The sequence below is a fragment of the Micromonospora sp. DT233 genome (genome assembly GCF_049841815.1).
In the GTDB taxonomy this organism is placed as follows: Bacteria; Actinomycetota; Actinomycetes; order Mycobacteriales; family Micromonosporaceae; genus Micromonospora.
Genome location: NZ_JBNCLB010000013.1, coordinates 91,360 through 114,412, shown reverse-complemented (window position 1 = coordinate 114,412; position 23,053 = coordinate 91,360). Strand labels below are relative to the sequence as shown.

General features: G+C 72.4%; 22 protein-coding genes and 1 pseudogene. 14 read left to right on the top strand and 9 right to left on the bottom strand.

Going from position 1 to position 23,053, the window contains the following annotated elements:
- Nucleotides 1–20: 20 nt before the first annotated feature.
- The 3 genes and pseudogenes from ACLQ2V_RS22880 to ACLQ2V_RS22870 form a co-directional block, all read right to left on the bottom strand.
- Nucleotides 21–527, bottom strand: a pseudogene (locus tag ACLQ2V_RS22880) (AAA family ATPase); the annotation flags it as partial.
- Nucleotides 528–999: 472 nt separating this feature from the next.
- Entirely contained in the window at nucleotides 1,000–1,653 is a 654-nt protein-coding gene (locus ACLQ2V_RS22875) for a response regulator (protein ID WP_425720605.1), read from the bottom strand.
- Nucleotides 1,650–2,885 carry a sensor histidine kinase gene (locus ACLQ2V_RS22870; protein WP_425720604.1) on the bottom strand — a complete coding sequence of 412 codons (1,236 nt, stop codon included), beginning with the start codon at nucleotides 2,883–2,885 and terminating at the stop codon, nucleotides 1,650–1,652. The genes ACLQ2V_RS22875 and ACLQ2V_RS22870 overlap by 4 nt, the downstream gene beginning before the upstream one ends.
- Before the next feature lie 163 nt (nucleotides 2,886–3,048).
- Between ACLQ2V_RS22870 and ACLQ2V_RS22865 the strand changes: the two genes are divergently transcribed.
- Nucleotides 3,049–3,930 (top strand): CPBP family intramembrane glutamic endopeptidase, encoded by an 882-nt coding sequence (locus ACLQ2V_RS22865; protein ID WP_425720603.1) that lies wholly within the window; start codon nucleotides 3,049–3,051, stop codon nucleotides 3,928–3,930.
- Nucleotides 3,931–3,991: 61 nt separating this feature from the next.
- On the opposite strand, the gene ACLQ2V_RS22860 is transcribed toward ACLQ2V_RS22865, so the two are convergent.
- The 3 genes from ACLQ2V_RS22860 to ACLQ2V_RS22850 form a co-directional block, all read right to left on the bottom strand.
- A complete protein-coding gene (locus tag ACLQ2V_RS22860; RefSeq protein ID WP_425720653.1) occupies nucleotides 3,992–4,891 on the bottom strand; it encodes a 5'-3' exonuclease in 900 nt (299 codons plus the stop codon).
- Between the two features lie 70 nt (nucleotides 4,892–4,961).
- Nucleotides 4,962–5,207, bottom strand: a complete 246-nt coding sequence (locus ACLQ2V_RS22855) for a DUF3040 domain-containing protein (protein WP_425720652.1) — start codon at nucleotides 5,205–5,207, stop codon at nucleotides 4,962–4,964.
- Between the two features lie 122 nt (nucleotides 5,208–5,329).
- Entirely contained in the window at nucleotides 5,330–6,088 is a 759-nt protein-coding gene (locus ACLQ2V_RS22850) for a Clp protease N-terminal domain-containing protein (RefSeq protein WP_425720602.1), read from the bottom strand.
- A 316-nt stretch (nucleotides 6,089–6,404) separates the two neighbouring features.
- Here ACLQ2V_RS22850 and ACLQ2V_RS22845 point away from each other — a divergent pair, with 316 nt between their 5' ends.
- The 3 genes from ACLQ2V_RS22845 to ACLQ2V_RS22835 all read left to right on the top strand — a co-directional run bounded on the left by ACLQ2V_RS22845 (nucleotide 6,405) and on the right by ACLQ2V_RS22835 (nucleotide 8,426).
- Nucleotides 6,405–7,547 carry an acyl-CoA dehydrogenase family protein gene (locus ACLQ2V_RS22845; protein ID WP_425720601.1) on the top strand — a complete coding sequence of 381 codons (1,143 nt, stop codon included), beginning with the start codon at nucleotides 6,405–6,407 and terminating at the stop codon, nucleotides 7,545–7,547.
- Between the two features lie 100 nt (nucleotides 7,548–7,647).
- The gene (locus ACLQ2V_RS22840; protein WP_425720600.1) at nucleotides 7,648–7,863 is read left to right on the top strand and encodes a DUF433 domain-containing protein; all 216 of its coding nucleotides are present in this window, start codon (nucleotides 7,648–7,650) and stop codon (nucleotides 7,861–7,863) included.
- Between the two features lie 59 nt (nucleotides 7,864–7,922).
- The gene (locus ACLQ2V_RS22835; protein WP_425720599.1) at nucleotides 7,923–8,426 is read left to right on the top strand and encodes an Lrp/AsnC family transcriptional regulator; all 504 of its coding nucleotides are present in this window, start codon (nucleotides 7,923–7,925) and stop codon (nucleotides 8,424–8,426) included.
- Here the strand turns inward: ACLQ2V_RS22835 and ACLQ2V_RS22830 are convergent.
- Complete coding sequence (locus tag ACLQ2V_RS22830; protein ID WP_425720598.1) at nucleotides 8,359–8,967, bottom strand: histidine phosphatase family protein; 609 nt, start codon at nucleotides 8,965–8,967, stop codon at nucleotides 8,359–8,361. The two genes, ACLQ2V_RS22835 and ACLQ2V_RS22830, sit on opposite strands and share 68 nt — an antisense overlap.
- A 575-nt stretch (nucleotides 8,968–9,542) precedes the next feature.
- On the opposite strand from ACLQ2V_RS22830, the gene ACLQ2V_RS22825 reads away from it, so the two are divergent.
- Both ACLQ2V_RS22825 and ACLQ2V_RS22820 read left to right on the top strand, forming a co-directional pair.
- Nucleotides 9,543–9,881, top strand: a complete 339-nt coding sequence (locus ACLQ2V_RS22825; RefSeq protein ID WP_425720597.1) for an ArsR/SmtB family transcription factor — start codon at nucleotides 9,543–9,545, stop codon at nucleotides 9,879–9,881.
- On the top strand, nucleotides 9,874–10,308 hold the full coding sequence (locus ACLQ2V_RS22820; protein ID WP_425720596.1) for an SRPBCC domain-containing protein: 435 nt from the start codon (nucleotides 9,874–9,876) through the stop codon (nucleotides 10,306–10,308). The genes ACLQ2V_RS22825 and ACLQ2V_RS22820 overlap by 8 nt, the downstream gene beginning before the upstream one ends.
- A 138-nt stretch (nucleotides 10,309–10,446) precedes the next feature.
- Here ACLQ2V_RS22820 and ACLQ2V_RS22815 read toward each other — a convergent pair whose 3' ends face one another.
- On the bottom strand, nucleotides 10,447–11,862 hold the full coding sequence (locus tag ACLQ2V_RS22815) for a KamA family radical SAM protein (RefSeq protein WP_425720595.1): 1,416 nt from the start codon (nucleotides 11,860–11,862) through the stop codon (nucleotides 10,447–10,449).
- Between the two features lie 143 nt (nucleotides 11,863–12,005).
- Between ACLQ2V_RS22815 and ACLQ2V_RS22810 the strand changes: the two genes are divergently transcribed.
- From ACLQ2V_RS22810 to ACLQ2V_RS22785, 6 genes are read left to right on the top strand one after another with little or no spacing between them, the layout of a single operon-like run.
- Entirely contained in the window at nucleotides 12,006–13,067 is a 1,062-nt protein-coding gene (locus tag ACLQ2V_RS22810; protein ID WP_425720594.1) for a zinc-binding alcohol dehydrogenase, read from the top strand.
- 5 nt (nucleotides 13,068–13,072) lie between these two features.
- The gene (locus ACLQ2V_RS22805; RefSeq protein ID WP_425720593.1) at nucleotides 13,073–14,653 is read left to right on the top strand and encodes an amidohydrolase; all 1,581 of its coding nucleotides are present in this window, start codon (nucleotides 13,073–13,075) and stop codon (nucleotides 14,651–14,653) included.
- A 7-nt stretch (nucleotides 14,654–14,660) separates the two neighbouring features.
- Complete coding sequence (locus ACLQ2V_RS22800; protein ID WP_425720651.1) at nucleotides 14,661–16,220, top strand: lysine 5,6-aminomutase subunit alpha TIM-barrel domain-containing protein; 1,560 nt, start codon at nucleotides 14,661–14,663, stop codon at nucleotides 16,218–16,220.
- Nucleotides 16,217–16,969, top strand: a complete 753-nt coding sequence (locus tag ACLQ2V_RS22795) for an OAM dimerization domain-containing protein (RefSeq protein ID WP_425720592.1) — start codon at nucleotides 16,217–16,219, stop codon at nucleotides 16,967–16,969. The genes ACLQ2V_RS22800 and ACLQ2V_RS22795 overlap by 4 nt, the downstream gene beginning before the upstream one ends.
- The gene (locus ACLQ2V_RS22790) at nucleotides 16,966–17,358 is read left to right on the top strand and encodes a hotdog domain-containing protein (RefSeq protein ID WP_425720591.1); all 393 of its coding nucleotides are present in this window, start codon (nucleotides 16,966–16,968) and stop codon (nucleotides 17,356–17,358) included. Before ACLQ2V_RS22795 ends, ACLQ2V_RS22790 begins: the two co-directional genes overlap by 4 nt.
- Nucleotides 17,355–18,692 (top strand): glutamate mutase L, encoded by a 1,338-nt coding sequence (locus ACLQ2V_RS22785; RefSeq protein WP_425720590.1) that lies wholly within the window; start codon nucleotides 17,355–17,357, stop codon nucleotides 18,690–18,692. The genes ACLQ2V_RS22790 and ACLQ2V_RS22785 overlap by 4 nt, the downstream gene beginning before the upstream one ends.
- 394 nt (nucleotides 18,693–19,086) lie before the next feature.
- Here the strand turns inward: ACLQ2V_RS22785 and ACLQ2V_RS22780 are convergent, their stop codons facing one another.
- Nucleotides 19,087–19,668 carry a helix-turn-helix domain-containing protein gene (locus tag ACLQ2V_RS22780; RefSeq protein WP_425720589.1) on the bottom strand — a complete coding sequence of 194 codons (582 nt, stop codon included), beginning with the start codon at nucleotides 19,666–19,668 and terminating at the stop codon, nucleotides 19,087–19,089.
- A 70-nt stretch (nucleotides 19,669–19,738) separates the two neighbouring features.
- On the opposite strand from ACLQ2V_RS22780, the gene ACLQ2V_RS22775 reads away from it, so the two are divergent.
- Both ACLQ2V_RS22775 and lnt read left to right on the top strand, forming a co-directional pair.
- Entirely contained in the window at nucleotides 19,739–21,304 is a 1,566-nt protein-coding gene (locus ACLQ2V_RS22775; RefSeq protein WP_425720588.1) for a methyltransferase domain-containing protein, read from the top strand.
- Nucleotides 21,305–21,506: 202 nt separating this feature from the next.
- Nucleotides 21,507–23,024 (top strand): apolipoprotein N-acyltransferase, encoded by a 1,518-nt coding sequence (gene lnt / locus ACLQ2V_RS22770; RefSeq protein ID WP_425720650.1) that lies wholly within the window; start codon nucleotides 21,507–21,509, stop codon nucleotides 23,022–23,024.
- Nucleotides 23,025–23,053: the final 29 nt, after the last annotated feature.

The following is a 23,053-nucleotide window of genomic DNA, read 5'->3' as shown; positions in this document are numbered from 1 at the left end:
AGCGGGGTACGCCCGACGGTCTAGGCGTGGCCGGGCGCGAGCGAGGGCCATCGCTGCGCGGCCCACTGCGGCCAGCCCGGCCACCCCGGTGGTGGGCCGGGAAGGTCGCCGCCGCCGAGTTCGGCGGCATCCGGCGCCTGGAACTGCTCGCGCCAGGCGTCGATCTCCGCCGCGCTCATCGGAAACGTGGTGTGCGGCGCGGTGGCCCGGCGCTGCGCGAGGCGGGCGCGTTGAACCTCCCGGTCGACGGGCAGGTAGACGACCCGGCTGGCGGCCCCGACCGAGGCCGCCAACCAGCGCAGCGCCGACCGTTCGTCGCGGCTCCAGAGCCCGAAGTCTTCGTCGCGGCTCCAGAGCCCGAAGTCGAGGACGATGTCGGTGCCCAGGCGCAGCACCCGCAGGGCCAGCGCGATGAGCCGTCCCTCCAGCAGGTCGCGCTTGCCGTCGGGCTGCGCCCCGTCGAACAGGGAGATCATCCACTCGTCCGGGGTCAGCCGCAGCGCGCGGTGCGCCGCGGCGAGCTCCTCGGCCCGGGTGGTCTACCGGCAGCGGGGAGCCCGACCATCAGCAACAGCGTGGCGGGTTCGGCCGGCCCGTCCTGGTTCGGCTTCGCCGTCGCGGTGGCTGCGTCGAGGGGGACCTGGGACGGGCGCGGGACATCTTCTTGGTGCGTTGGCTGGGACATGGCTCTGCTCTCCGGATCACGCAGGGCGGCCCGGCAGCACAGTGAGACACGTGGGTTGGCTGCCGGCGGGACACCGATCCGGCGGTACGCCCGGCACCGACCCCGGCGGGGCAGGCGATGAGGCCGCGGTCGACGGCGACCGCGATACCGCCGCTAAGCGGCGGCGCGAATGTTCGTGGCGGCGAAGCAACACCCGTACGACCTTCGGCGCGACGGCCAGGCGGTCGAGGCAGGCCCGCAGGGCGGGGGCGTGGAGCCGGGCTGGCCCTAGATCATCAGGTCTCGCCGCCACGGCAGAAACCGGCTGGCGTTCCTCACGTGCCCGCCCTTCCGGGGGTGACGATGCCGGTCTCGTAGGCGATGACCACCGCTTGGGTGCGGTTGGCGGCGTCCAGCTTGGCGAACAGGTTGCCCACGTGGGTCTTCACCGTCTCCAGGCTGATCACCAGCGTCTGCGCGATGTCGGTGTTGGAGAGGCCGGTGGCCATCAGGCGGAGAATCTCGGTTTCGCGGTTGGTCAGCAGCGGGTGTCGTACGGGGGGCGGGAAGCTGGGTCGGGCGGCGACGAGGGCCCGGAGCGCGTCGGGGAACAGCAGCGAATCACCGCTGTCGATCAGGCGGATCGCGTGGGCGATCTGCGCCAGTTTCGCGCGTTTGAGCACGAACCCGTTGGCACCGGCGCGCAGGGCGTCGTACACGTAGTCGTCGTTCTGGAACGTCGTGACGACCAGCACCTTGGGCGGTTCGGGCAGCTCGGCGCGGAGCAGTCGGGTGGCCCCGATGCCGTCCAGCGTGGGCATCCGCACGTCCATCAACACGACGTCCGGGTGGTGCGCGGTGACCAGCGGCAGTACCTCGGTGCCGTCGGTGGCCTCGGCGACCACCTCGAGGTCGGGCTCGGTGGACAGCAGTGCACGCAGGCCGGTGCGGGTGAGCTCGTCGTCGTCGGCGATCAACAGGCGGATCATGGTGCGGACCGTAGCGGGAGCCAGGCGGTCAGCCGCCAGAACCGCCCGGCGTGATCGTCGACCGGGCCCGCGGTGACCTCGCCGCGCAGCCCGTGGACCCGTTCGGCGATACCGGCGAGGCCCCGTCCACCGCGTCGGTCGGCGGTCTCCGCCGGCCGGTCGGTCGGTATCGGGTTGGTCAGCTCGATGTCCAGCCGGCGCGGGCCGACGCTGATCCGCACGGTGACCGGGCCGGGATGGCGCATCGCGTTGGTCAGCCCTTCCTGCACGATCCGGTACGCCTCGCGGGACACCGGTGCCGGGACCTGCCCCGGGTCGCCGGTGACCACCGCGTCGATCGTCCGGCCGGCGTCGCGGACCCGTTGCAGCAACGCGTCCAGGTCGGCCAGCGTGTGCTGCGGCTGCCGGGACGGCGTGCCCTCGGCGCCTTCGCGCAACACCCCCAGAACGTGGTCGAGGTGCTCCAACGCGCTGCGGGACGCCTGCTCGATGCTGCCCAACGTGTGCCGTGCCCGCTGCGGGTCGGAGTCGACGAGGGTGCTGGCCACCGCCGCCTGGATCGTGGTGGTGGTGAGGGTGTGGCCGATCGAGTCGTGCAGGTCGCGGGCCAGCCGGTTGCGGTGCGCGAGCCGGTCGGCATGCCGCTGCACCGCTGCCAGCCGCTCGGCGGTGCTCGGCCCGAGCAGCCGTGGCGCCGCCCGGCGCAGCAGCGCGGCGTAGCCGACGCCGGCGGCCACGACCAGCATGCCGAGCCCCAGCGAGGCGAACAGCGTCCATCCCCCGGACCAGCCGCCGGCGATGGTCGGCGACATGCCGTAGAAGGTGGCGTCCCCGCCGCCGCCGCGCAGCCAGAGGACCGGCAGGGCCGCGGCCGGGAGCAGGGCCTGAAACGCGACCGTCAGCAGTACCGCGCCGGCTCCGGCGTGCAGCAGTGTCCACCCGGCCGAGCGCAGCCGTGTCGGCCAGCCGTGGGTCGCCGACGCCGGCGGGACCTCGGCGTGCAGCAGCGCGTTGCCGAGGCGGATCGCGGCGGCACGGGAGAGCCCGAACAGCCCGGAGACGAGGACGAACAGGACCGTCGTGGCCACGAAGACCCCGGAGCGGGCCGGGGCCGGTGCGAGCGCGCCGGCCACCAGGCCGCCGACCGCGGACGGCAACCAGAGCGCGGCGCCGAGGAGCGCGTGGATCCAGGCCAGGAAGTACGAGACGGATGCCGGCGGCGTGCGAACCATGCCCGGATTCTGCCCGCGGCGGCTGCTTCGCGACTCCCACCGGGGAGCCATTTCTCGGCTGGCCCCCAAGCGCCACCCAGGATTCATCCCCGATCGCCATGTGCCGGTGCGCCCCGGCGGCGCAGGGTGTTCGTCGTCCTGTCCCACCTCGAAGGGAACGTCGGTGCGCAACCGAGGAGTACTCGTCTACCTGGCCCTCACCTTCGGCCTGTCGTGGGCGGCGATGGTGATCGTGGCGCGCGGCCTGGGGCTGTCGCTGGCCGATCCGCTACCGCAGCTGTCGTTGGCGTTCACGCCGGCGCTCGCGGCGATCGTGGTGCGCCGCTGGGTGACCAGGGAAGGTTTCCGCGATGCCGGGCTCGCCCTGCGGCTGCGGGCGGCCTGGCGGTACTACCTGATCGCCTGGTTCGGTCCGCTCGGACTGCTCGCCGCCGGTATCGCGGTCGCCGGTGCGCTCGGCCGCTACTCGCCGGACACGGCCGCGTTGCGGCGCTTCGCGCCGGGCCTCCCGCCGGTGGCGCTGATCGCCGTCCTGCTGGTGGTCGCGCTCGTGCTGACCCCCGTCTACTGGGGCGAGGAGTTCGGCTGGACCAGTTACCTGCGGCTACGGATCTTCACCGACCGGCCGTTGCTGGCGACCCTGGCGACCGGGCTGATCTGGGCGGTCTGGCACTTTCCGCTCGCGTTCCTCGGATACGTCGAGTACCGCAACGTGCTGCTGGGCCTGCTGTGGTGGACGGCCGGCTTCATGTGCCAGGAGATCATGCTGACCTGGTTGCGGCTGCGGTCCGGCACCATCTGGACGACGAGCCTCGCGCATGCGGGCAACAACATGGTGTTGTCGCTGTTGGCGAGCATCGTGCTGACCGACGGTGCCGGGCTGGACGACCTCGTGATCATGCCGATCATGCTGGTGCCGCAGCTCGGGGTCTGCGCGTGGATCCTGCTGTCGGGGCGGTACCGGGCGGTCGACCCGGTGACCCCGTTGGGGGCTGCGTCGGCAGCGCACGACCCGACGCGAGAAGATCGGTACGCATCGCACTGACGCTCACCGGAACGCCGGCCGCGAGCGCGGTGCCGGGCGGGCCACAGATCGTGGCGGGCGGTCAGCCTCGTGCGGCGAGGGCATCGACGAGCCGCCGGCAGGAGCCGGCCAGGTTCCACTGCTGCGCCAGCTCCAGCAGCCGGTCGGGCTCCGCCGGCGCGGTCGGCAGCGCCGTCGGCATCGGCGGCAGCGGCACGTCCAGCGCCACCCGCACGACCTTCGGCGCGACGGCCAGGTAGTCGCGGGCGGCGTCCAGCTTCGCCCGCAGGCCGGGGGCGAAGCCGGAGCCGGGGTCGTCGAGGGCGGCGAGGATGGCGTCGAGGCCCCCGTAGCGCTCGACCAGCCGGGCGGCGGTCTTCTCCCCGACGCCGGCCACCCCGGGCAGCCCGTCGCTGGGGTCGCCGCGCAGGGCCGCGAAGTCGGCGTACCGGTCGGCGGGCACCCCGTAGCGGGCCCGCACGGCCGCGTCGTCGCAGTCCTCCAGCTTCGCCACGCCCCGCCCGACGTAGAGCAGCCGCACCCCCCGGGCGTCGTCGACGAGTTGGAACAGGTCCCGGTCGCCGGAGACCACCTCCACCGGCGCGGGCTCGGTGACCGACAGGGTGCCCAGCACATCGTCGGCCTCGTATCCGCCTGCGCCGACGACGGTGATGCCGACGGCGGCCAGCACCTCCAGCAGCATCGGCACCTGCGGGGTGAGGGTGTCGGGCACCACCTCACCACCCTCCGGGGCCACCCGGTGCGCCTTGTACGACGGCAGCAGCGCCACCCGCCAGGCCGGCCGCCAGTCGTGGTCCATCGCGCAGACCATCCGGTCGGGGCGGCGGGTGCGGATCAGCGTGGCGAGCATGTCCAGGAAGCCGCGCACCGCGTTGACCGGGGTGCCGTCGGCGGTCCTGGCCGCCGACTCGGGGATGCCGAAGTAGGCCCGGAAGTAGAGGCTGGGAGCGTCGATCAGCATGATCGGGGGTCGATGTGCCACGCCGGACAGCCTGGCACAAGGGTCCGACGATCCGGGTGCGGCGCGGCGGTCAGCGCGGCTCGTCGTGCCGGTACAGGGTCTCCTTGCGGGCCAGCCGCTGCACTGCGTAGCTCGCCAGCAGCAGGACGATCGCGACGATCGCCTCCAGCCAGGCCACCGCCCCGTCGGCGACGGTCAGGCCGACGACGAGCAGCACCAAGCCGGCGATGGCGAGGATGCCGGCCCAGAGCAGCCACCGTCGCCGCCGCTCACGCCTGCGCTCGTCCACCGCCCCGCCCTTTCGTGCGTCGGCCAGCGCCGACGCGGGCCGACGTAGCTCCAGGCTATCGGCGCACCCGATCGGCCCGGGTGGCTTCGCCGAGGCCGGGTGCCGTCGGCGGCACCCGGCGAGCGCGGCGGCGAGCGACCGGGGCGCGGTCAGCGCCGCTCGGGGGCGGCGTCGAGGCGTCGCTCCAGGCTTTCCAGCCGGGCGACGATCGGCTGGAGCTGCTGCTGCACCGCCGTGGCCAGCGCCCGCGCCGGGTCGGCGGGGGCCGCTCCGGCGGCGGGGCTCTGGGCGCGCAGGTGCAGGTAGCCGGCCAACGCGGCGGCCACGGCGCGGCGTACCAGCCGGGGCTCGGCGCCCAGGGCCCGCAGCACCTGCCCGGCGGTGCCGTCGGGCTCGGTGACCAGGCCCAGGAGCAGGTGCTCGCAGCCCACGTAGTTGTGCCCCAGGGCGATCGACTCGGTGGTGGTCAGCTCCAGCGCCGCGGCGGCCGGGGGGCTGGGGCGCAGCGCGCCCTCGGCCGTCGCCCCCGGCTCGCCGCCCGGGTGCCGGTCCAGGTCGCGCTGGACGTGCGCCGGGTCGATCTCCATCGCCCGCAGCACCTGCAGCGCCAGGTTCTGGCCCTCGGCGAGCATGCCGGCCAGCAGGTCGCCGGTGCCCAGCGCCGGCGCGCCGGCGGCGCGGGCCCGGTCGATCGCCAGGGTGATCACGGTACGGGCGCGCGCGGTGAACCGGGGCAGCCGCTCGCCCAGGTCGTCGGCGCCCAGGTCGCCCAGGGCGGTCTGCCGGATGGCGGTGATCTGGCGGACCGCCTGCTCCAGCGCGCGCTGGCAGACCGCCGACACCGGCACCCCGCTGTCGCGGACCGCGTCGGCCAGTTCGTCGGGCAGGTAGACGTTGATCTTCGGCATGCTCGCCTCCAGGTGGGGTTGGCAGGGGTTATGTTATAGGTATACCCCCTCAGGGGTTAGTTGCGCCAGCGGTTGTGCCCCCATTATTTTCGGCGCAGGGCCGGGGGCTTCCGTGACCGCGCGGGGCGAACCGCCGCCGCGAACTGCCCGGACGCCGCACGGCCTCCCGACGGCGACCAAACGACCGTTAAGCTGAGCGGGTGGCAGTCGACGAACCGGACCCGGCCGCCCGCCGGCCCCGCATCGAAGACAGCGTCGTCTGCACGACGGACGGCGTCGCCCGGCTCACCACCACCCCCACGGAGCTGATCGCGCTATGACTGTCGACCGGATCCTCCCCAGCGAGGACGCCCAGGACCTGCTCGACCTCGCCACCGAGCTGGCCGACCGGGAGCTCGCCCCGCGCGCCGTCGAGTTCGAGCAACGGGCCGAGTTCCCCCGCGAGGTGCTGCGCACCCTGGGCCGCGCCGGCCTGCTCGGCCTGCCCTACGCCGAGGAGCACGGCGGCGCCGCCCAGCCGTACGAGGTGTACCTGCAGGTCCTGGAGATCCTCGCCAGCCGGTGGCTCGCCGTCGCCGAGGCGGTCAGCGTGCACACCCTCTCCTGCTACCCGGTGGCCCAGTTCGGCACCGACGCCCAGCGCAAGCTGCTGCCCGACATGATCGGCGGCGAGCTGCTCGGGGCGTACTGCCTCTCCGAGCCCCAGGGCGGCTCGGACGCGGCGGCCCTGACCACGAAGGCCCTCCGCGACGGCGACGCGTACGTGGTGACCGGCACCAAGGCGTGGATCACCCACGCCCAGGTCGCGGACTTCTACAACATCTTCTGCCGCACCGGCGGCCCCGGCCCGAAGGGCATCTCCTGCCTGCTGGCCGACCGCGACACCCCCGGCATCGCCCCGCAGGCCGCCGAGCGCACCATGGGGCTGCGCTCCTCCCCGGTGGCGCAGGTCGCCTTCGACGCCGCCTGCGTCCCGGCCGAGCGGCTGATCGGCGGCGAGGGGGCCGGCTTCACCATCGCGATGTCCGCCCTGGACTCCGGCCGGCTGGGCATCGCCGCCTGCGCCGTGGGTCTGGCCCAGGGCGCGCTCGACTACGCGCTCGGCTACGCCCGCGAGCGGCAGCAGTTCGGTCGGGCGATCGTCGACTTCCAGGGCCTGGGCTTCCTGCTGGCCGACGCGGCCACCCAGATCTCCGCCGCGCGGGCGCTGACCCTGCACGCGGCCCGGCTGCGCGACGCCGGCCGCCCGTACTCCATCGAGGCGGCCAAGGCGAAGCTCTTCGCCACCGACATGGCGATGCGGGTGACCACCGACGCGGTGCAGGTGCTCGGCGGCGCCGGCTACGTCACCGACCACCCCGTGGAGCGGTACCTGCGGGAGGCGAAGGTGCTCCAGATCGTGGAGGGCACCAACCAGATCCAGCGCCTGGTCATCTCCCGGCACCTGGCGAAGGGCTAGCCGCCGCCCGGCGGGCGGCCCGCCGCCGGGTGGACGGTGCCGCGCGCCGGTCGGCCGCCCCGACCGCCGGGACCGGCGGACCGGACCCTAACCTGGGCCGATGGACTTCGAGCGGATCACCGTCGACCCCGACGTGATGGGCGGTGCGCCCTGCGTGCGGCAGTCCCGGGTGCCGGTCGCCACGATCCTGGCGATGATGGCCGACGGGATGAGCGCCACGGACATCCTCACCGATCTGCCGTTCCTGGACGAGGAGGACATGGCCGAGGTGCTGCACTACGCGGCGGACTCGGTGCGGCGTCGGGCGGCCCGGTGAGCGTCGCCGCCGCCGGTGGGTCGTCGCATGAGGACGGGTTTGCGGGTAGGTTGCACGCCGTGGAGGACATCGACCGGGCCATCGTCGCGGCGCTGACCGTCGACGGGCGGCTGTCGTACACCGATCTGGCCGAGAAGGTGGGCCTGTCGGTCTCCGCGGTGCACCAGCGGGTCCGCCGGCTGGAGCGGCGCGGCGTGATCAAGGGGTACGCCGCGCGGGTCTCCTTCGAGGCGTTGGACCTGCCGCTGACGGCGTTCGTGGCGATCCGGCCGTTCGACCCGTCGCAGCCCGACGACGCCCCGGAGCGGCTGGCCCACCTGCCGGAGATCGACTCCTGCTACTCGGTGGCGGGGGAGGACTTCTACCTGCTGCTGGTGCGGGTGGCGAGCCCGACGCACCTGGAGCGGGTGCTCCAGGAGATCCGGACGGCCGCGAACGTCACCACCCGCACCACCGTGGTCCTCTCCACCCCATACGAGCACCGGCCGCCGATGATCAGTGCCGAGCAGTCGACGCGGCGACCTCGGGGGTCGGGGGAGCAGGCTGGTTCCACCGCCGGATGACCCGTCGCCCGTGTTCGTGACCGAGCACGCCGACGGTGGCGGTGTCCAGCCTCAGCAGCCCGCCGCCCGTCGCCGGCAGCCCGATCCACCGGGCGGCGAGCACCCGCAGGCTGTGCCCGTGGCCGATCAGGGCGACGTCGCCGGCGTCGAGCAGGGGAGCGACCCGGTCGAGCACCCGGTCCACCCGCAGGCCGATCTCCTCGGGTGATTCCCCGCCGGGGCAGCCGTCGGCCCAGATGTCCCACCCGGGGCGTTCGGTGTGGATGTCGGCGCTGGTGCGCCCCTCGTACTCGCCGTACTCCCACTCGGCCAGGTCCGGGTCGGTGTCGTCGACGGTGAGCCCGGCCAGCAGCGCGGTGCGCTGCGCCCGGGTGCGGGGGCTGGACAACACCCGGGCGAACCGCCGGCCGGCGAGGACCGCCCCCAGCGCGCGGGCCTGCCGCTCACCCTCCGCCGTGAGATCCAGATCGGTGTACGAGGTGTGCTGGCGGTTGGCGCTCCACTCGGTCTGACCGTGGCGGATGAGCGTGATTTCTCCCATCCGCCCAGTCAACCACCCACCCCCGCACCTAGCCTCCTAGGAAGCCCTAGACGCGGTTTATCAGCCCTTACCCCTGCCCACGAAGCCCCTCGCAGCGCCCCTTGGCCCGCGCGTCCGCACTGTCCGCACTGTCCGTCGTGCGGACCGCCCGTCGTCCGGCAGCGCTCGGCTCTGCGGGGTTGTCTCTGCCGGGCCGGGTGTCCCTCGCGCGCCCTTTGGAGCTGATGTCGTCAACGACTCATGGGGGGTGATGTCGCAGACGACTCAGCTCCAAAGCGTCCGAACGGAGGGTGCCGCTGCCGCTGGCGTGGTTGCCGAAGTCGTTCGCACGGCGGTCGGGAGCAGGGCGCCGAGCGAGAACAGCATCATTACCGGGACGCCGAGCAGGAAGACCGACCCCCACCAGAGGTCGTCAGCAACGCGCCGCCGATGATCGGCCCCAGCGCGGTGCCGCCCATGGACAGGCGCCCAGACCGAGATCGCGCGGGTCGGCGAGGCCCAGCAGCGCCCGGGCGCCTCCAGAAAGGGTAAGCATTTGCTTCACCATAGGCGGCCGACGCGCTAAAGTGAAGTACATGCTTAACCGTCAGGAGCCGCTCGATCGGCTGTTCCAGGCCTTGGCCGACAGCACCCGCCGGGCGATCGTCGAGCGGCTCGTCCGGGGTCCCGCCACGGTCAGCGACCTCGCGCGCCCGTTCGACATGTCGCTCTCCGCGGTGCTGCAGCACCTGCAGGTGCTGATCGACAGCGGGCTGGTCGCCTCGGAGAAGTCCGGACGGGTGCGCACCTGCCGAATTGAGCCCGCCGCGCTGCGTACGGTCGGGGACTGGGTCGGTCGGCAACGAACCGGCTGGGAGCGGAGCTTCGACCGCCTCGGCGACATTCTCGACACTTCCGGAGAGGACAATGACTGACCGCTCGGTGCTCACTTCGACGTTCACCCTGGAGCGCGACTACCTGGTCGCGCCCGCGAGGGCCTTCGCGGCCTGGGCCGATCCCGCGATCAAACGCCGGTGGTTCGCGCCCACCGCCGACGATTACGAGCTCGACTTCCGCGTCGGCGGTCGAGAGCTGAACCGCTCCGCGGCGCTGACGTTCACGTCGACGTACTACGACATCGTCGCGGGGGAGCGGATCGTCTACAGCTCCGTGCTGGCCGACGACGACCGTCCGGTGACCGCCTCCCTCACGACCGTGCAGTTCTCCGCCGACGGCGGGGCCACCCGACTGTTGCTGGTCGAGCAGGACAGCTTCCTCGACGGCCACGAGGACCCGGCGTGGCGCGAACAGGGGACCGCGAGCTGGCTGGATGCCCTCGATGCGGTGTTCAAGGCGGCCTGACCGCCGAGCGATCCAGGTCGCGAGGTGACAAACTAGCGTCCTAGGACGCGTTAGCGGCAGCACTCCGCACCGCTCCGCACCGCTCATACCAAAAGCGGCCCCCGGCTGACGCCGGGGGCCGCAGGGGAGCCGCGAAGCTCAGTCGTCGGCGTGGTGCTCGCGCCACCACTGCTGACCGGCAGCGGGGAGCGTGTCGATCGGGTCGTAGTAGGCGTACGTCTTGTGCAGCGCCTCCAGGTCGGCCGACTCGATGGAGGTGCGGTAGTTCTTCGTCCAGTAGGAGATGCCGCGCTCACGGTCGTAGTCGGTGAGCATGTGCACCCAGCGCTTGCCGACGAACGGCACGTCGCAGACGATCCGCGGGGTGGCGTAGCCGGGCAGGTAGCCCATGATGTCGTGCTGGAGCTGCTGGGCGTGCCAGACCGGGACCCGCCAGTGCTCGGCGTTGGGGATCATGTCGCACATGTAGAAGTAGTACGGCAGGATGCCGGCTTCGCCCTGCAGGGCGAAGCAGAGGTCGAGCAGGTCGGTGGCGGTGGCGTTGACGCCGCGCATGAGCACGCCCTGGTTGCGCACGTCGCGTACGCCGACGTCGAGGGCGGTCTGGGTGGCCTTGGCGACCAGCGGGGTGATCGACTGGGCGTGGTTGACGTGGGTGTGGATGGCCAGGTTGACGCCGCGCCGGGCGGCGGTGCGGGCGACGCGCTCCAGGCCCTCGACCACGTCGGGCTGCAGCCAGTGCTGGGGCAGACCCATGAGGGCCTTGGTGGCGAGCCGGATGTCGCGGACGGTCTCCAGCTCCAGCAGTCGCATCAGGTACGACTCAAGGTTGCGCCAGGGCACGTTGGCCACGTCGCCGCCGGAGACGACGACGTCGCGGACGCCGGGGTGGGCCTTGAGGTAGGCCATGTGGGCGTCGTAGCGCTCGACGGGCTTGAGGGTGAGCTTGAGCTTGTCGACGGCGGGGGTGGAGTTGCCGACGAGGTCCATCCGGGTGCAGTGCCCGCAGTACTGGGGGCAGGTGGAGAGCAGCTCGGCGAGGACCTTGGTGGGGTACCGGTGGGTGAGCCCTTCGGCGGCCCACATGTCGTGCTCGTGCAGGGAGTCGCGGCTGGCGTAGGGGTGTGACGGCCAGTCGGTGCGCCGGTCGGAGGCGACGGGGATCATGTAGCGCCGGATCGGGTCGGCGAGGAACGCGTCGGTGGTCATCGGCGCGTGCGGGACCATGGTGTTGATCATCTGCGGCGGCACGAGCATCGACATGGTGGCCAGGGCGGCCTGGTCGGCGGCGAGGTCGTCGTAGAACGAGTCGTCGACGGTGTCGCCGAGCACGGTGCGCAGCTGCTTGATGTTCTTGACGCAGTTGACCCGCTGCCACTGGGCGTTCTCCCACTGTTCGCGGGTGATGTGGCGCCAGCCGGGGAAGCGCGTCCAGTCGGGTTCGACGAGCTGGGTGCGGCGGTATTCGTAGGGCTGGCCGGCGGTGGGTGCGGCGACCGGGGGCTGGGGCCGGCGGGGTGGCGGGATGGTCTCCGCCGTCTGGGTCTGGGTCACGGCCCCTCCTCGGTGCGTGTGCTGCGGTGATCAGCGGCCCGAAGGCTACTGGAAAATATTCGGCGAAGAAACTAGTCTGCCGTAAGTTTTCCCGTTACGCGAGTCCTGGCCGGGGCTTCGGACGGCTGGGTGGGGAGGTCGACGTGACGTCACCGGTTGGTCTGCATCGCGTTGTCGAGCCGGCGGGGGTGCTGCCGCAGGCGGCCTGGCGGCTGGACGCCCGTGCGGAGATCGCGCCGAACGAGGTGCGGGTGCGGGTGGAGCGGCTGAACCTGGACGCGGCGAGTTTCCGGCAGCTGTGGACCAAGCACGGTGGCGACGGCGACCTGGTGCGCGCCGAGGTGCTGGAGATCGTGTCGGCGCGGGGGAAGATGCAGAACCCGGTGACGGGCTCGGGCGGGATGTTGATCGGCACGGTCGACGAGGCGGGGCGGCGCTCGCCGCTGGGGCTGCGGGTGGGCGACCGGGTGGCGACGTTGGTGTCGTTGACGCTGACCCCGTTGACGATCACGGACGGGTTGGCCGGGTGGGACGGGCGCAGTGAGCAGGTGCCGTGCGAGGGGTGGGCGATTCTGTTCGCCCGGTCGATCGCGGCGGTGCTGCCGGCGGATCTGCATCCGGAGCTGTCGTTGGCGGTGTTGGACGTGTGTGGGGCGCCGGCGTTGACGGCGCGGGTGGTCGCGGAGCAGGTGGCGCGGCGGCGGCGGGCCGGTGATGAGACGCCGGTGAGCGTGGCGGTGATCGGTGGGGCGGGCAAGAGCGGGTCGTTGTCGTTGGCGGCGGCGCGGCGGGCGGGTGCGGGTCGTACGGTCGGGGTGGTGCCGGTGGCGCGGGAGCGGGACGCGCTGGTGGCGGCGGGGCTGGCCACGGAGGTGGCGTTGGCTGACGCGCGGGATCCGGTGGCGTTGTCGACGGCGGTGACGACGGCGTTGGGGGTGCCGGCGGACGTGACGGTGGTGTGCGTGGACGTGCCGGGGTGTGAGCACGGGGCGGTGTTGGCCACGGCGGACGGCGGGACGGTGATCTTTTTCTCGATGGCGACGAGTTTCGCGGCGGCGGCGTTGGGGGCGGAGGGCCTGGCGGCGGACGTGACGATGCTGGTGGGCAACGGTTACGTGCCGGGGCATGCGGAGTTGGCGTTGGGGTTGTTGCGTTCGGAGCCTGGGGTGCGTGGGTTGTTCGAGGCGCGGTTGGCGGCAGACTGAGTGTCATGACGACTCCCTCGACGACGCACCCGGTGACGCTGTACCGCGGTGGCGTGCTGCATTGTCCGGCGGATCCGGGTGCGACCGCGTTGTTGGTGCGGGATGGGCGGATCGCCTGGTTGGGTGTCGACGCGGACGCGCCGGCGGCGGATCGGGTGGTGGAGTTGGGTGGGGCGTTGGTGACGCCGGCGTTCGTGGACGCGCATGTGCATGCGACGGACACGGGGTTGGTGTTGTCGGGGTTGGATCTGTCGGGGGTGCGTTCGGCGGGTGAGTTGTTGGCGGCGGTGTCGGGGTTCGCGGCGGGGTTGCCGGCGGACGCGGTGGTGTTGGGGCACGGTTGGGACGAGTCGGCGTGGGGGGACGGCTCGTTGCCGGCGGCGCAGGAGTTGGGTCGGGCGGCGGGTGGGCGGCGGGTGTATCTGTCGCAGGCGTCGCTTCATTCGGCGTTGGTGTCGCCGGCGTTGTTGGCGGCGTGTCCGCAGGTGGTGGGGGCGGTGGGGTTCGACGCGTCGGGGTGGGTGCGGCGGGATGCGCATCATGTGGTGCGGGCGGCGGCGTTGGGGTCGGTGCCGCGGGCGCAGCGGGTGGCGGCGCAGCGGGTGGCGTTGGGTCGGGCGGCGGCGTTGGGGATCGCGGCGGTGCACGAGTGTGGTGGGCCGGAGATCTCCGACGAGGAGGACTTCACGGGGTTGTTGGGGCTCTCGGGTGCGGGGTTGCCGGAGGTGTACGGGTACTGGGGTGAGTTGGGTGGTGCGGCGCGGGCGCGGGAGTTGGGTGCGGTGGGTGCGGGTGGGGATCTGTTCGCCGATGGGGCGTTGGGGGCGCGGACGGCGCATGTGTCGCAGCCGTACCTGGATGGGGAGGTCGGGGGGTGTGGGCACGGGTATCTGAGCGCGGAGCAGGTGCGTGATCATTTGTTGGATTGCGCGGCGCAGGGGATGCAGGGCGGGTTCCACGCGATCGGTGATGCGGCGATTGCGACGGTGTTGGCGGGGTTCGCGGGGGCGGCGGCGCGGTTGGGGATGGAGCGGGTGCGGGCGGCGCGGCATCGGGTGGAGCACGCGGAGCTGTTGAGTAAGCGGTTGATCGCGGGGTTCGTGGAGTTCGGTGTGGTGGCGAGTGTGCAGCCGGCGTTCGATCGGTTGTGGGGTGGTGCGGGGCGGATGTACGAGTCGCGGTTGGGGTTGGCCCGGTCGTTGGAGTCGAATCCGTTGGGGGCGATGCATGCGGTGGGGGTGGGGTTGGCGTTCGGGTCGGATTCGCCCGTGACGCCGTTGGATCCGTGGGGGTCGGTGCGGGCGGCGGTGGCGCATCACAGTGCGGTGCAGCGGATGAGTGTGCGGGGGGCGTTCGCGGCGCATACCCGGGGTGGGTGGCGGGCGGTGCATCGTGATGGTGAGGGGGTGTTGGCGTTGGGGGCGGCGGCGACGTTCGCGGTGTGGTCGACGCCGGCGGGGGTGCAGGGTGGGTTGCCGGTGTTGCAGGCGGCGGATCCGGAGTTGCGGGGGGCGGGGGATGTGACGCCGTTGCCGGTGTGTCTGCGTACGGTGCTGCGCGGTGAGGTGATCTTCGATGGTCAGTGAGGGGCGTGTGATGGGCAAGCTTGATCTGGATCCGGTGTTGGTGGCGCGGGCGCGGGAGTTGGCGCGTCGGGCTGGTGGGCCGGTGGTGGAGTTGGCGCGTAGCCACACGACGGTGTCGGTGGAGCGGGCGGTGTTGCGGTTGGCGGGGGTGGTGGGTGCGGATCCGGAGGGGATTCCGTGGGTGAACCGGTTGGTGGATGCGGTGGTGGCGGATGTGGGGTTGGGGCATGGGGTGGCGGTTCCGGTGTTCGACGCGTTGGCGCGGGAGGGCATGTCGGATGTGACGTTGTTGGCGCAGAAGGCGGCGGCGGGGTCGGTGCGGTTCGGGGTGCCGTCGGGTCGGGGGTTGACGTCGGCGCGGCGGGCGGCGCGGCGGGCGGTGGCGGTGGGGGTGCGGCGGATTGATCGGCGGCGGGTGGAGCGGGAGCGGTTGGTGCGGCGGTTCGGGGATCCGGCGCGGCGGCCGTGGGTGTATCTGATCGTGGCGACGGGTGACATCTATGAGGACATTCCGCAGGCGCAGGCGGCGGCGCGGGCGGGTGCGGATGTGATTGCGGTGATCCGGTCGACGGGGCAGTCGTTGTTGGATTATGTGCCGGAGGGTGCGACGCGGGAGGGTTTCGCGGGGACGTATGCGACGCAGGAGAATTTCCGGTTGATGCGGGCGGCGTTGGATGAGACGTCGCGGGAGTTGGGCCGGTATGTGCGGTTGACGAATTATGCGTCTGGTTTGTGTATGCCGGAGATGGCGACGTTGGCGGGGTTGGAGCGTCTGGACATGATGCTCAACGATTCGATGTACGGGATTTTGTTCCGGGACATCAATCCGGTGCGGACGTTCGTGGATCAGCGTTTCTCGCGGCAGGTGCATGCGCGGGCGGGGATCATCATCAACACGGGTGAGGACAATTATCTGACGACTGCGGATGCGGTGGACGAGGCGCACACGGTGACGGTGTCGCAGTTGTTGAACGAGTTTTTCGCGCATGAGGCGGGGTTGGCGGACTGGCAGTTGGGTTTGGGGCACGCGTTCGAGATCAATCCGGAGGTGCCGGAGTCGTTCCGGTTGGAGTTGGCGCATGCGTTGTTGGCGCGGGAGTTGTTTCCGGATGCGCCGTTGAAGTGGATGCCGCCGACGAAGCACATGACGGGGGACGTGTTCCACGGCAATTTGTTGGATGGGTTCTTCAATTTGGTGGGTGCGATGACGGGGCAGGGGATCCTGCTGGTGGGGATGATGACGGAGGCGGTGGTGACGCCGTGGTTGTCGGATCGCGATGTGGCGTTGCGTAATGTGCGGTACGTGTTGGGGGCGGCGGGTGGGTTGCATGAGGATTTCGTGCCGGCGCCGGGTGGGTTCATTCAGCAGCGGGCGAATCGGGTGTTGGGTGAGGCGGTCGATTTGTTGGAGCGGATCGGTGAGCAGTCGTTGTTGACGGCGATCGCGGAGGGGACGTTCGGGATCATGAAGCGGCCGGCGGATCGGGGTAAGGGTTTGTCGGGGGTGGCGGCGCACGAGGCGGACTACTACAACCCGGTGACGGAGATCCTGGAGCAGCCGGCATGACGGAGAAGCAGATCGTGCGGCCGTACGGGGACACGACGGGCGACGGGATGGTGCAGGTGTCGTTCACGTTGCCGGTGTCGCATGACAAGCGGGCCGAGGGCGCGGCGGTGCAGTTGGCGAACAAGATGGGCATCGATCCGGCGATGGTGGTGCATGCGCGGCCGATGAGTGAGGGGTTCACGTTCTTCGTGGTGTATGGGCGGGTGAACCATCTGGTTGACCTGTCGGTGGTGCGGGTGGTGGAGCGGGACTTCGCGCTGTTGTCGGCGAAGGAGGTCAACGCGGTGGTGAAGCAGCGGTTGCGGCGGAAGTTGTCGGTGGTGGGGGCGTGTATCGGCACGGATGCGCACACGGTGGGTATCGACGCGATCCTGAATGTGAAGGGCATCGCGGGGGAGAAGGGTCTGGAGTATTACCGGGAGTTCAAGGTGACGAATCTGGGTGCGCAGGTGAGTGTGCCGGAGTTGGTGGAGGCGGCGCGGGTGGAGCGGGCGGATGCGGTGTTGGTGTCGCAGGTGGTGACGCAGCGGGATGCGCATCTGCACAACACGCGGGAGATGTCGGCGGCGTTCCGGGAGGCGATGCCGGCGGGGCGGCGGCCGTTGTTGGTGGTGGGTGGGCCGCGGTTCGACGAGGCGATGACCGCGGAGTTGGGGGTGGATCGGATCTTCGGTCGGGGGACGACGCCGGGTGAGGTGGCGTCGTTTCTGGTGCACGCGTTGGTGACGAACAGGAAGGTGGGGTCGTGAGCGACGGGCGGTTGGGGTTGACGGTGACGCATCGGCGGTACGTGCCGTATTCGCATGCCCATTACGCGGGTGACCTGGTGGATGGGGCGTACGCGTTGGGGTTGTTCGGTGACGTGGCGACGGAGGTGTGTATCCGCACGGACGGCGATGAGGGGTTGTTCGCGTCGTACGCGCAGGTGCAGTTCCTGGCGCCGGTGCGGGCGGGGGATGTGGTGGAGGTGTCGGCGACGGTGACGCGGGTGGGTACCCGGAGTCGGACGTTGGAGTTCGAGGCGCGGGTGGTGTGTCGGGGGTGCCCGGAGCGGGGTGAGTCGGCGGCGCGGGTGTTGGCGGAGCCGATCGTGGCGGTGACGGCGACGGGCACGGTGGTCGTGCCGGCGCGGGCGTGAGGGCGGCGGTCTGCGTCGACGTCGGGTCGACGTACACGAAGGCGGCGGTGGTGGATCTGGATGCCGGTGTGTTGGTGGGGGTGGGGTCGGCGCCGACGACGGTGGGCTCGGATGTGTTGGAGGGTCTGGACGCGGCGGTGGGGGCGGCGTCGGCGGGCCTTGCCGTGGGGGACGTCCCGTGGTTGGTGTGTTCGTCGGCGGGTGGGGGGTTGCGGTTGGCGGTGGTGGGTTACGAGCCGTTGGTGACGGCGCAGGCGGGCCGGCGGGTGGGTTTGTCGGCGGGGGCGAACGTGGTGCATGTGGCGGCGGGGCGGTTGGGTGCGGCGCAGCTGGCGGGGTTGCGGGCGGCGCGGCCGGATGTGGTGTTGCTGGTGGGGGGCACCGATGGTGGGGATGCGGAGACGTTGACGCACAACGCGACGCGGTTGGCGCGGGCGCGGTGGCGGGTGCCGGTGGTGTTGGCGGGCAACGCGGACGTGGGGGAGGAGTTGCGGGGGTTGTTGGCCGGTGCGGGGGTGCCGGTGACGGTGGCGGGCAATGTGTTGCCGCGGATCGGGGTGTTGGCGCCGGGGTCGGCGCGGGTGGCGATCCGGGAGGTGTTCCTGCGGCATGTCATTGGTGGTAAGCGGTTGTCGCGGGGGCCGAGGTTCGGTCGGTTGGTGCGGGCGGCGACGCCGGATGCGGTGTTGACGGGGGTGGAGGTCCTCGCTGACGCGGTGGGTGGTGATCTGTTGGTGGTGGATGTGGGTGGGGCGACGACGGATGTGTATTCGGTGTTGACGCCGGACGAGCGGGCGCAGGGGCCGGGTACGCAGGTGGCGGGGGCGTTGTGGCGGGCGCGGACGGTGGAGGGGGATCTGGGGGTGCGGTGGAGCGCGCCGGGGGTGGTGCGGGCGGCGGAGCAGGAGCGGTTGTTGGCCGCGGGTGAGGCGGAGGGGTTGGCGGTGGCGGCGGCGCGGCGGGCGGCGCAGCCGGGGGTGTTGGCGGGGGGTGCGGCGGATTGGGCGGTGGATGCGCGGTTGGCGGGGTTGGCGGCGATGGTGGCGGTGCGCCGGCATGCGCGGGGTGGGGCGACGGGGGAGCGTGGGGGGCGGGATCTGCGGGATGTGCGGTTGGTGGTGGGGTCGGGGGGTGTGCTGCGTCACTGTCCGTCGGGGGTGTCGGCGGGGGTGCTGGGTGGGGTGTTGGCGGATCATGCGGGTGGGTGGGCGGTGCCTCGGGCGGCGCGGGCGGTGGTGGATGCTGATTATGTGCTGGCTGCTGCGGGGTTGTTGGCGGCGGAGCATCCGGTGGCGGCGGTGGCGTTGCTGCGCCGCTATCTGGTCGGGGATTGAGACACGCCGACGCGACACGCCGTGGTGGTGGGGCGACTGGCCGGTGCCGGGTTGACAGGTGCCGGGGTGGTGCACGTACCGTCTTTGAGTCCTACTACGGGAAGCGGCTGTTGTTCGCTTCGTCCCTTCGTCCGCTGGCCGAGTGACCTTTTCGGGTCGCGGCGGCCAGGTCCAGCGGGCGGGGGTCGGCGGGGCGGCGCGAACCGGTCGCGGTTACCGGTGTACGGGCAGGGTGAGGTGCACGGCCAGTAGACAACGGCCAGGCGGGGGCAGCCAGTCCACCGTCGGGCCGGTCCGAAGGTCGGCGTGCCTGATTCTTGTCCCACCGGCCGGGGAGGGCCTGGGAGCATCGGGGCGCGGCGTATGCCGCGCCCCGATTTTGTTTCCCGGGGTGTCAGTCGGTGCGGGGGTGGGCGCGTACGTGCAGCCGTTCGCCCTGGGGGCCGAAGAGGGTGAGTAGTTCGGCGGGGTGCGGGTCGGGGTTGGTCACGGCGTGTGGCAGGCGGGTGTCGAATTCGGCGACCTCGCCGGCGGTGAGCAGCAGGTCGTGTTCGGCCAGCAGCAGCCGGACCCTTCCGGAGAGCACGTACAGCCATTCGTGGCCTTCGTGGGTTTGTTGCTGCGGTTGTGCGGGGGTGTGTGGGGGCAGGATCTGTTTGAACGCCTGTAGGCCGCCGGGGCGGCGGGTCAGCGGCAGGAATGTGATGCCGTGGCGGACGATGGGGCGCGGGCGTACCCGGGGGTCGCCGGTGGGTGGTGCGCCGACGAGTTCGTCCAGCGGCACCTGGTGGGCTCGGGCGAGGGGCAGCAGCAGTTCCAGGGTGGGGCGGCGGTTGCCGGATTCCAGGCGGGACAGGGTGCTGACGGAGATGCCGGTGGTCTGGGCGAGTTGGGCCAGGGTGGTGCCGGCTCGGGTGCGCAGGGCCCGCAGTCTGGGGCCGACCGCGGCCAGGACCGCCGCCTGATCGTTTGCCATACCGGCAACGTTACTTGCTGTCGCGGTGTTGTCGGGCGCACCGTGGGCGCGACGACGGGCGACGGAGGCGATGACGGTGGACGACGGATACGACGTGGTGGTGGTCGGTGGGGCGGTGGCGCTGGGGCGGGCGCGGCGGCGGGTGCTGGTGGTCGATGCGGGGCGGCCCCGTAACGCCCCGGCCGGGGCGGTGCACAACTTCCTGGGCCTCGACGGGGTCGCGCCGGGGCGGTTGTTGGCCGACGGGCGGGCGGAGGTGCTGCGCTACGGCGGGCAGGTCGTCGACGCGACCGCTGAGGACGCCACGCGCGACGGCGACGGGTTCGTGGTGCGGTTGGGCGGCGGGCGGGTGGTGCGGGGGCGGCGGCTGCTGGTGACCACCGGGCTGGTCGACGAGTTGCCGGACGTGCCGGGGTTGGCCGGGCGGTGGGGGCGTGACGTGCTGCACTGCCCGTACTGCCACGGGTGGGAGGTGCGTGACCGGCGGATCGGGGTGCTGGCCACGGGGCCGTTGGCGGTGCAGCAGGCGTTGTTGTGGCGGCAGTGGAGCCCGCGGGTGGTCCTGTTGCGTCACGGCGTCGTCGAGGTGGGCGATGTCGAGGCGCGGCGGCTCGCGGCGCGGCAGGTCAGTGTGGTCGACGGCCCGGTGGTCGGGTTGGAGGTGACCGGTGACGCGCTGACCGGGGTGCGGTTGGCCGGTGGTGGGGTGGTGGCCCTGGACGCCTTGGTGGTTGGCGCGGAGGCGAGCGCGGCGGCGGGGGTGTTGGGGTCGCTCGGGTTGGCCGCGACGCAGGTGCTGGTGGGTGGGCAGGTGGTCGGGGCGCAGGTCGACGCTGATGGGGTGGGGGCGACCGCCGTGCCGGGGGTGTGGGTGGCCGGCAACGTGGCGGATGTGCGGGCGCAGGTGGTGACCTCGGCGGCGGCGGGGTTGACCGCCGCGGCGGCGATCAACGCGGATCTGGTGGCCGAGGAGACCGACGTGGCCGTGGCGCAGCACCAACGTGAGCTGGACGCGATGGTGCGGCGGGACTGGTGGGAGCGGCGGTACGAGGATCATCCGGTGATGTGGAGCGGGCGGCCCAACCCGCAGTTGGTGGCGGAGGCCGCCGACCTGCCGGTGGGGCGGGCGTTGGACGTGGGGTGCGGGGAGGGCGCGGACGCGGTGTGGTTGGCGTCGCGGGGGTGGCGGGTCACGGCCGTGGACATCGCGGCCGTCGCCGTGGAGCGGGCCGCGGCGTATGCCGCGCAGGTCGGCGGGGAGGTTGCGGCGCGGATCACGTGGCGGCAGGCGGACCTGCGGGAGCAGCCGCCGGCCGCCGGCGGGTACGACCTGGTGTCGGCGCAGTACATGCACCTGCCGCGGGAGCAGCGGCGGCGGTTGTTCGCCGGGTTGGCCGAGGCGGTGGCGCCGGGGGGCACCCTGCTGATCGTTGGCCATGACGTGTCGGATCTGCGTTCCGGCGCCCACCGGGCGCATTTTCCTGAGTTGATGTACTCGGCCGGTGAGGTGGCCGGTGACCTGGATCCGGGTTGGTGGGAGGTGCGGGTGGCGCAGGCCCGTCCCCGGGTGGTGGCCGATGCCGAGGGGCGGGACGTGACGGTTCACGATGCGGTGCTGGTGGCCCGCCGCCGCTGACCGCCGGTTCCTCCGCGTGGGGGTGGGGCGCTCTGTGCCGTGCCCGGGCCGGCGGGGGTAGCGCCGGCGTGCGGCGGTGGTGGGCGGGTAGCCTTCGGCGGGTGATCGTGGTGAGGTGCCGGTGACGACGCTGCAGCGGCAAGAGCGGGCGCGGGCCGCCGCCGACGGCGGGGGTCCGCTGCGGTTGGCGGTGGCCGCGCCGATGGCGGTGGCCGCGGGGTTGGCGTTGTTGGTGGCGTTCCCCCCGTACGGGGTGTGGCCGTTGGCGCCGGTGGGGGTGGCGTTGTTGGCGGCCGCGGCGCACGGGCGGCGGGTGCGCGCGGGGGCGGGTCTGGGGTTCCTGGCGGGGGTGGCGTTGTTCGCGCCGCTGCTGGAGTGGACGAATTTGCACACCGGTGCGTTGCCGTGGGTGCTGTTGTCGCTGTCGCAGGCCGCTTTCGTGGCGGGGTTGGGTGCGGTGACGGCGGTGGTGTCGCCGCTGGTGCGGCGGTGGCGGTGGGCGTGGCCGGCGGTGACCGGGGTGTTGTGGGTGGGGCAGGAGGCGCTGCGGTGCCGGGTGCCGTTCGGGGGTTTCCCGTGGGGTCGGTTGGCGTTCAGTCAGGGTGATTCGCCGGCGCTGCGGTGGGCGGCGCTGGGTGGGGCGCCGTTGGTGACGTTCGTGGTGGCCGCGGCCGGGGGGCTGCTGGTGGCGGCCCTGTGGCGGCCGTGGCGGGGCCCGCGTGGGGTTGCCGGGCGGTGGGTGGCGGTGGTGGCGACGGCGGGGGCGGTCGCGGTGGTGGCGTTGGGGGCGTTGGTGCCGGTGGGGGTGGCCGGTTCGGGTCGGGCGGTGACCGTGGCGGTGGTGCAGGGAAACGTGCCGCGCCTGGGGTTGGACTTCAACGCCCAGCGGCAGGCGGTGCTCAACAACCACGTGCAGGCGACCTTGGATTTGGCGGCGCGGGTCGACGCCGGGCAGCAGGCCCGACCGGACCTGGTGGTGTGGCCGGAGAACGCCAGTGACATCGACCCGCTGCGCAGCGAGGCGGCGGGGCGGCGGATCACCGCCGCGGCGGACGCGGTGCGGGCGCCGATCCTGGTGGGGGCGGTGCTGGTCGGTCCGGGTGAGGGGCAGAGCCGCAACGCGGGGATTCTGTGGCGGCCGGGCAGCGGCCCCGATCTGGGGCAGATGTATACGAAGCGGCATCCGGTGCCGTTCGCCGAGTACGTGCCGTTGCGGGACGTGGCGCGGGCGGTCAGCAAGGAGGTCGACCGGGTGCGCAGCGACATGGTGCCCGGGCAGCGCCCTGGTGTCGTGGATGCCGGGCCGGCGGTGCTGGGTGACGTGATCTGCTTCGAGGTCGCCTACGACGGGCTGGTGCGCGACACGGTCACCGGTGGGGCGCAGTTGTTGGTGGTGCAGACCAACAACGCGACGTTCGACGTGGCGGAGGCCCGTCAGCAGTTGGCGATGGTGCGGTTGCGGGCGGTGGAGCACGGTCGGGCGTCGTTGATGGCCTCCACGGTCGGGGTGTCCGGGTTCGTGGGTGCCGATGGGCGGGTATCCGACGCCACCGGGTTCAACACCCGCGCGGTGGTGGTGCGGCAGGTGTCCCTGGGTGACGGGCGGACCGTGGCCACGCGGGTGGGGGTGTGGCCGGAGGTGGCCCTGGCCGCCGCGGCGGTGGCCGTGTTGGTCGCCGCGGTGGCGCTGCGGCGCCGGCGCCCGGTGGTCACCGGGTAGCGGACACGTCGGCGGGGGCCGGCGGGGGC

Bases quoted from the DNA above. Each gene is read 5' to 3' on its own strand.
- ACLQ2V_RS22875 (WP_425720605.1), bottom strand. From the start codon at position 1,653: ATGATCCGCCTGTTGATCGCCGACGACGACGAGCTCACCCGCACCGGC.
- ACLQ2V_RS22870 (WP_425720604.1), bottom strand. From the start codon at position 2,885: ATGGTTCGCACGCCGCCGGCATCCGTCTCGTACTTCCTGGCCTGGATC.
- ACLQ2V_RS22860 (WP_425720653.1), bottom strand. From the start codon at position 4,891: ATGCTGATCGACGCTCCCAGCCTCTACTTCCGGGCCTACTTCGGCATC.
- ACLQ2V_RS22850 (WP_425720602.1), bottom strand. From the start codon at position 6,088: ATGCCGAAGATCAACGTCTACCTGCCCGACGAACTGGCCGACGCGGTC.
- ACLQ2V_RS22845 (WP_425720601.1), top strand. From the start codon at position 6,405: ATGACTGTCGACCGGATCCTCCCCAGCGAGGACGCCCAGGACCTGCTC.
- ACLQ2V_RS22840 (WP_425720600.1), top strand. From the start codon at position 7,648: ATGGACTTCGAGCGGATCACCGTCGACCCCGACGTGATGGGCGGTGCG.
- ACLQ2V_RS22830 (WP_425720598.1), bottom strand. From the start codon at position 8,967: ATGGGAGAAATCACGCTCATCCGCCACGGTCAGACCGAGTGGAGCGCC.
- ACLQ2V_RS22825 (WP_425720597.1), top strand. From the start codon at position 9,543: ATGCTTAACCGTCAGGAGCCGCTCGATCGGCTGTTCCAGGCCTTGGCC.
- ACLQ2V_RS22820 (WP_425720596.1), top strand. From the start codon at position 9,874: ATGACTGACCGCTCGGTGCTCACTTCGACGTTCACCCTGGAGCGCGAC.
- ACLQ2V_RS22805 (WP_425720593.1), top strand. From the start codon at position 13,073: ATGACGACTCCCTCGACGACGCACCCGGTGACGCTGTACCGCGGTGGC.
- ACLQ2V_RS22795 (WP_425720592.1), top strand. From the start codon at position 16,217: ATGACGGAGAAGCAGATCGTGCGGCCGTACGGGGACACGACGGGCGAC.
- ACLQ2V_RS22780 (WP_425720589.1), bottom strand. From the start codon at position 19,668: ATGGCAAACGATCAGGCGGCGGTCCTGGCCGCGGTCGGCCCCAGACTG.
- ACLQ2V_RS22775 (WP_425720588.1), top strand. From the start codon at position 19,739: ATGACGGTGGACGACGGATACGACGTGGTGGTGGTCGGTGGGGCGGTG.
- lnt (WP_425720650.1), top strand. From the start codon at position 21,507: ATGGCGGTGGCCGCGGGGTTGGCGTTGTTGGTGGCGTTCCCCCCGTAC.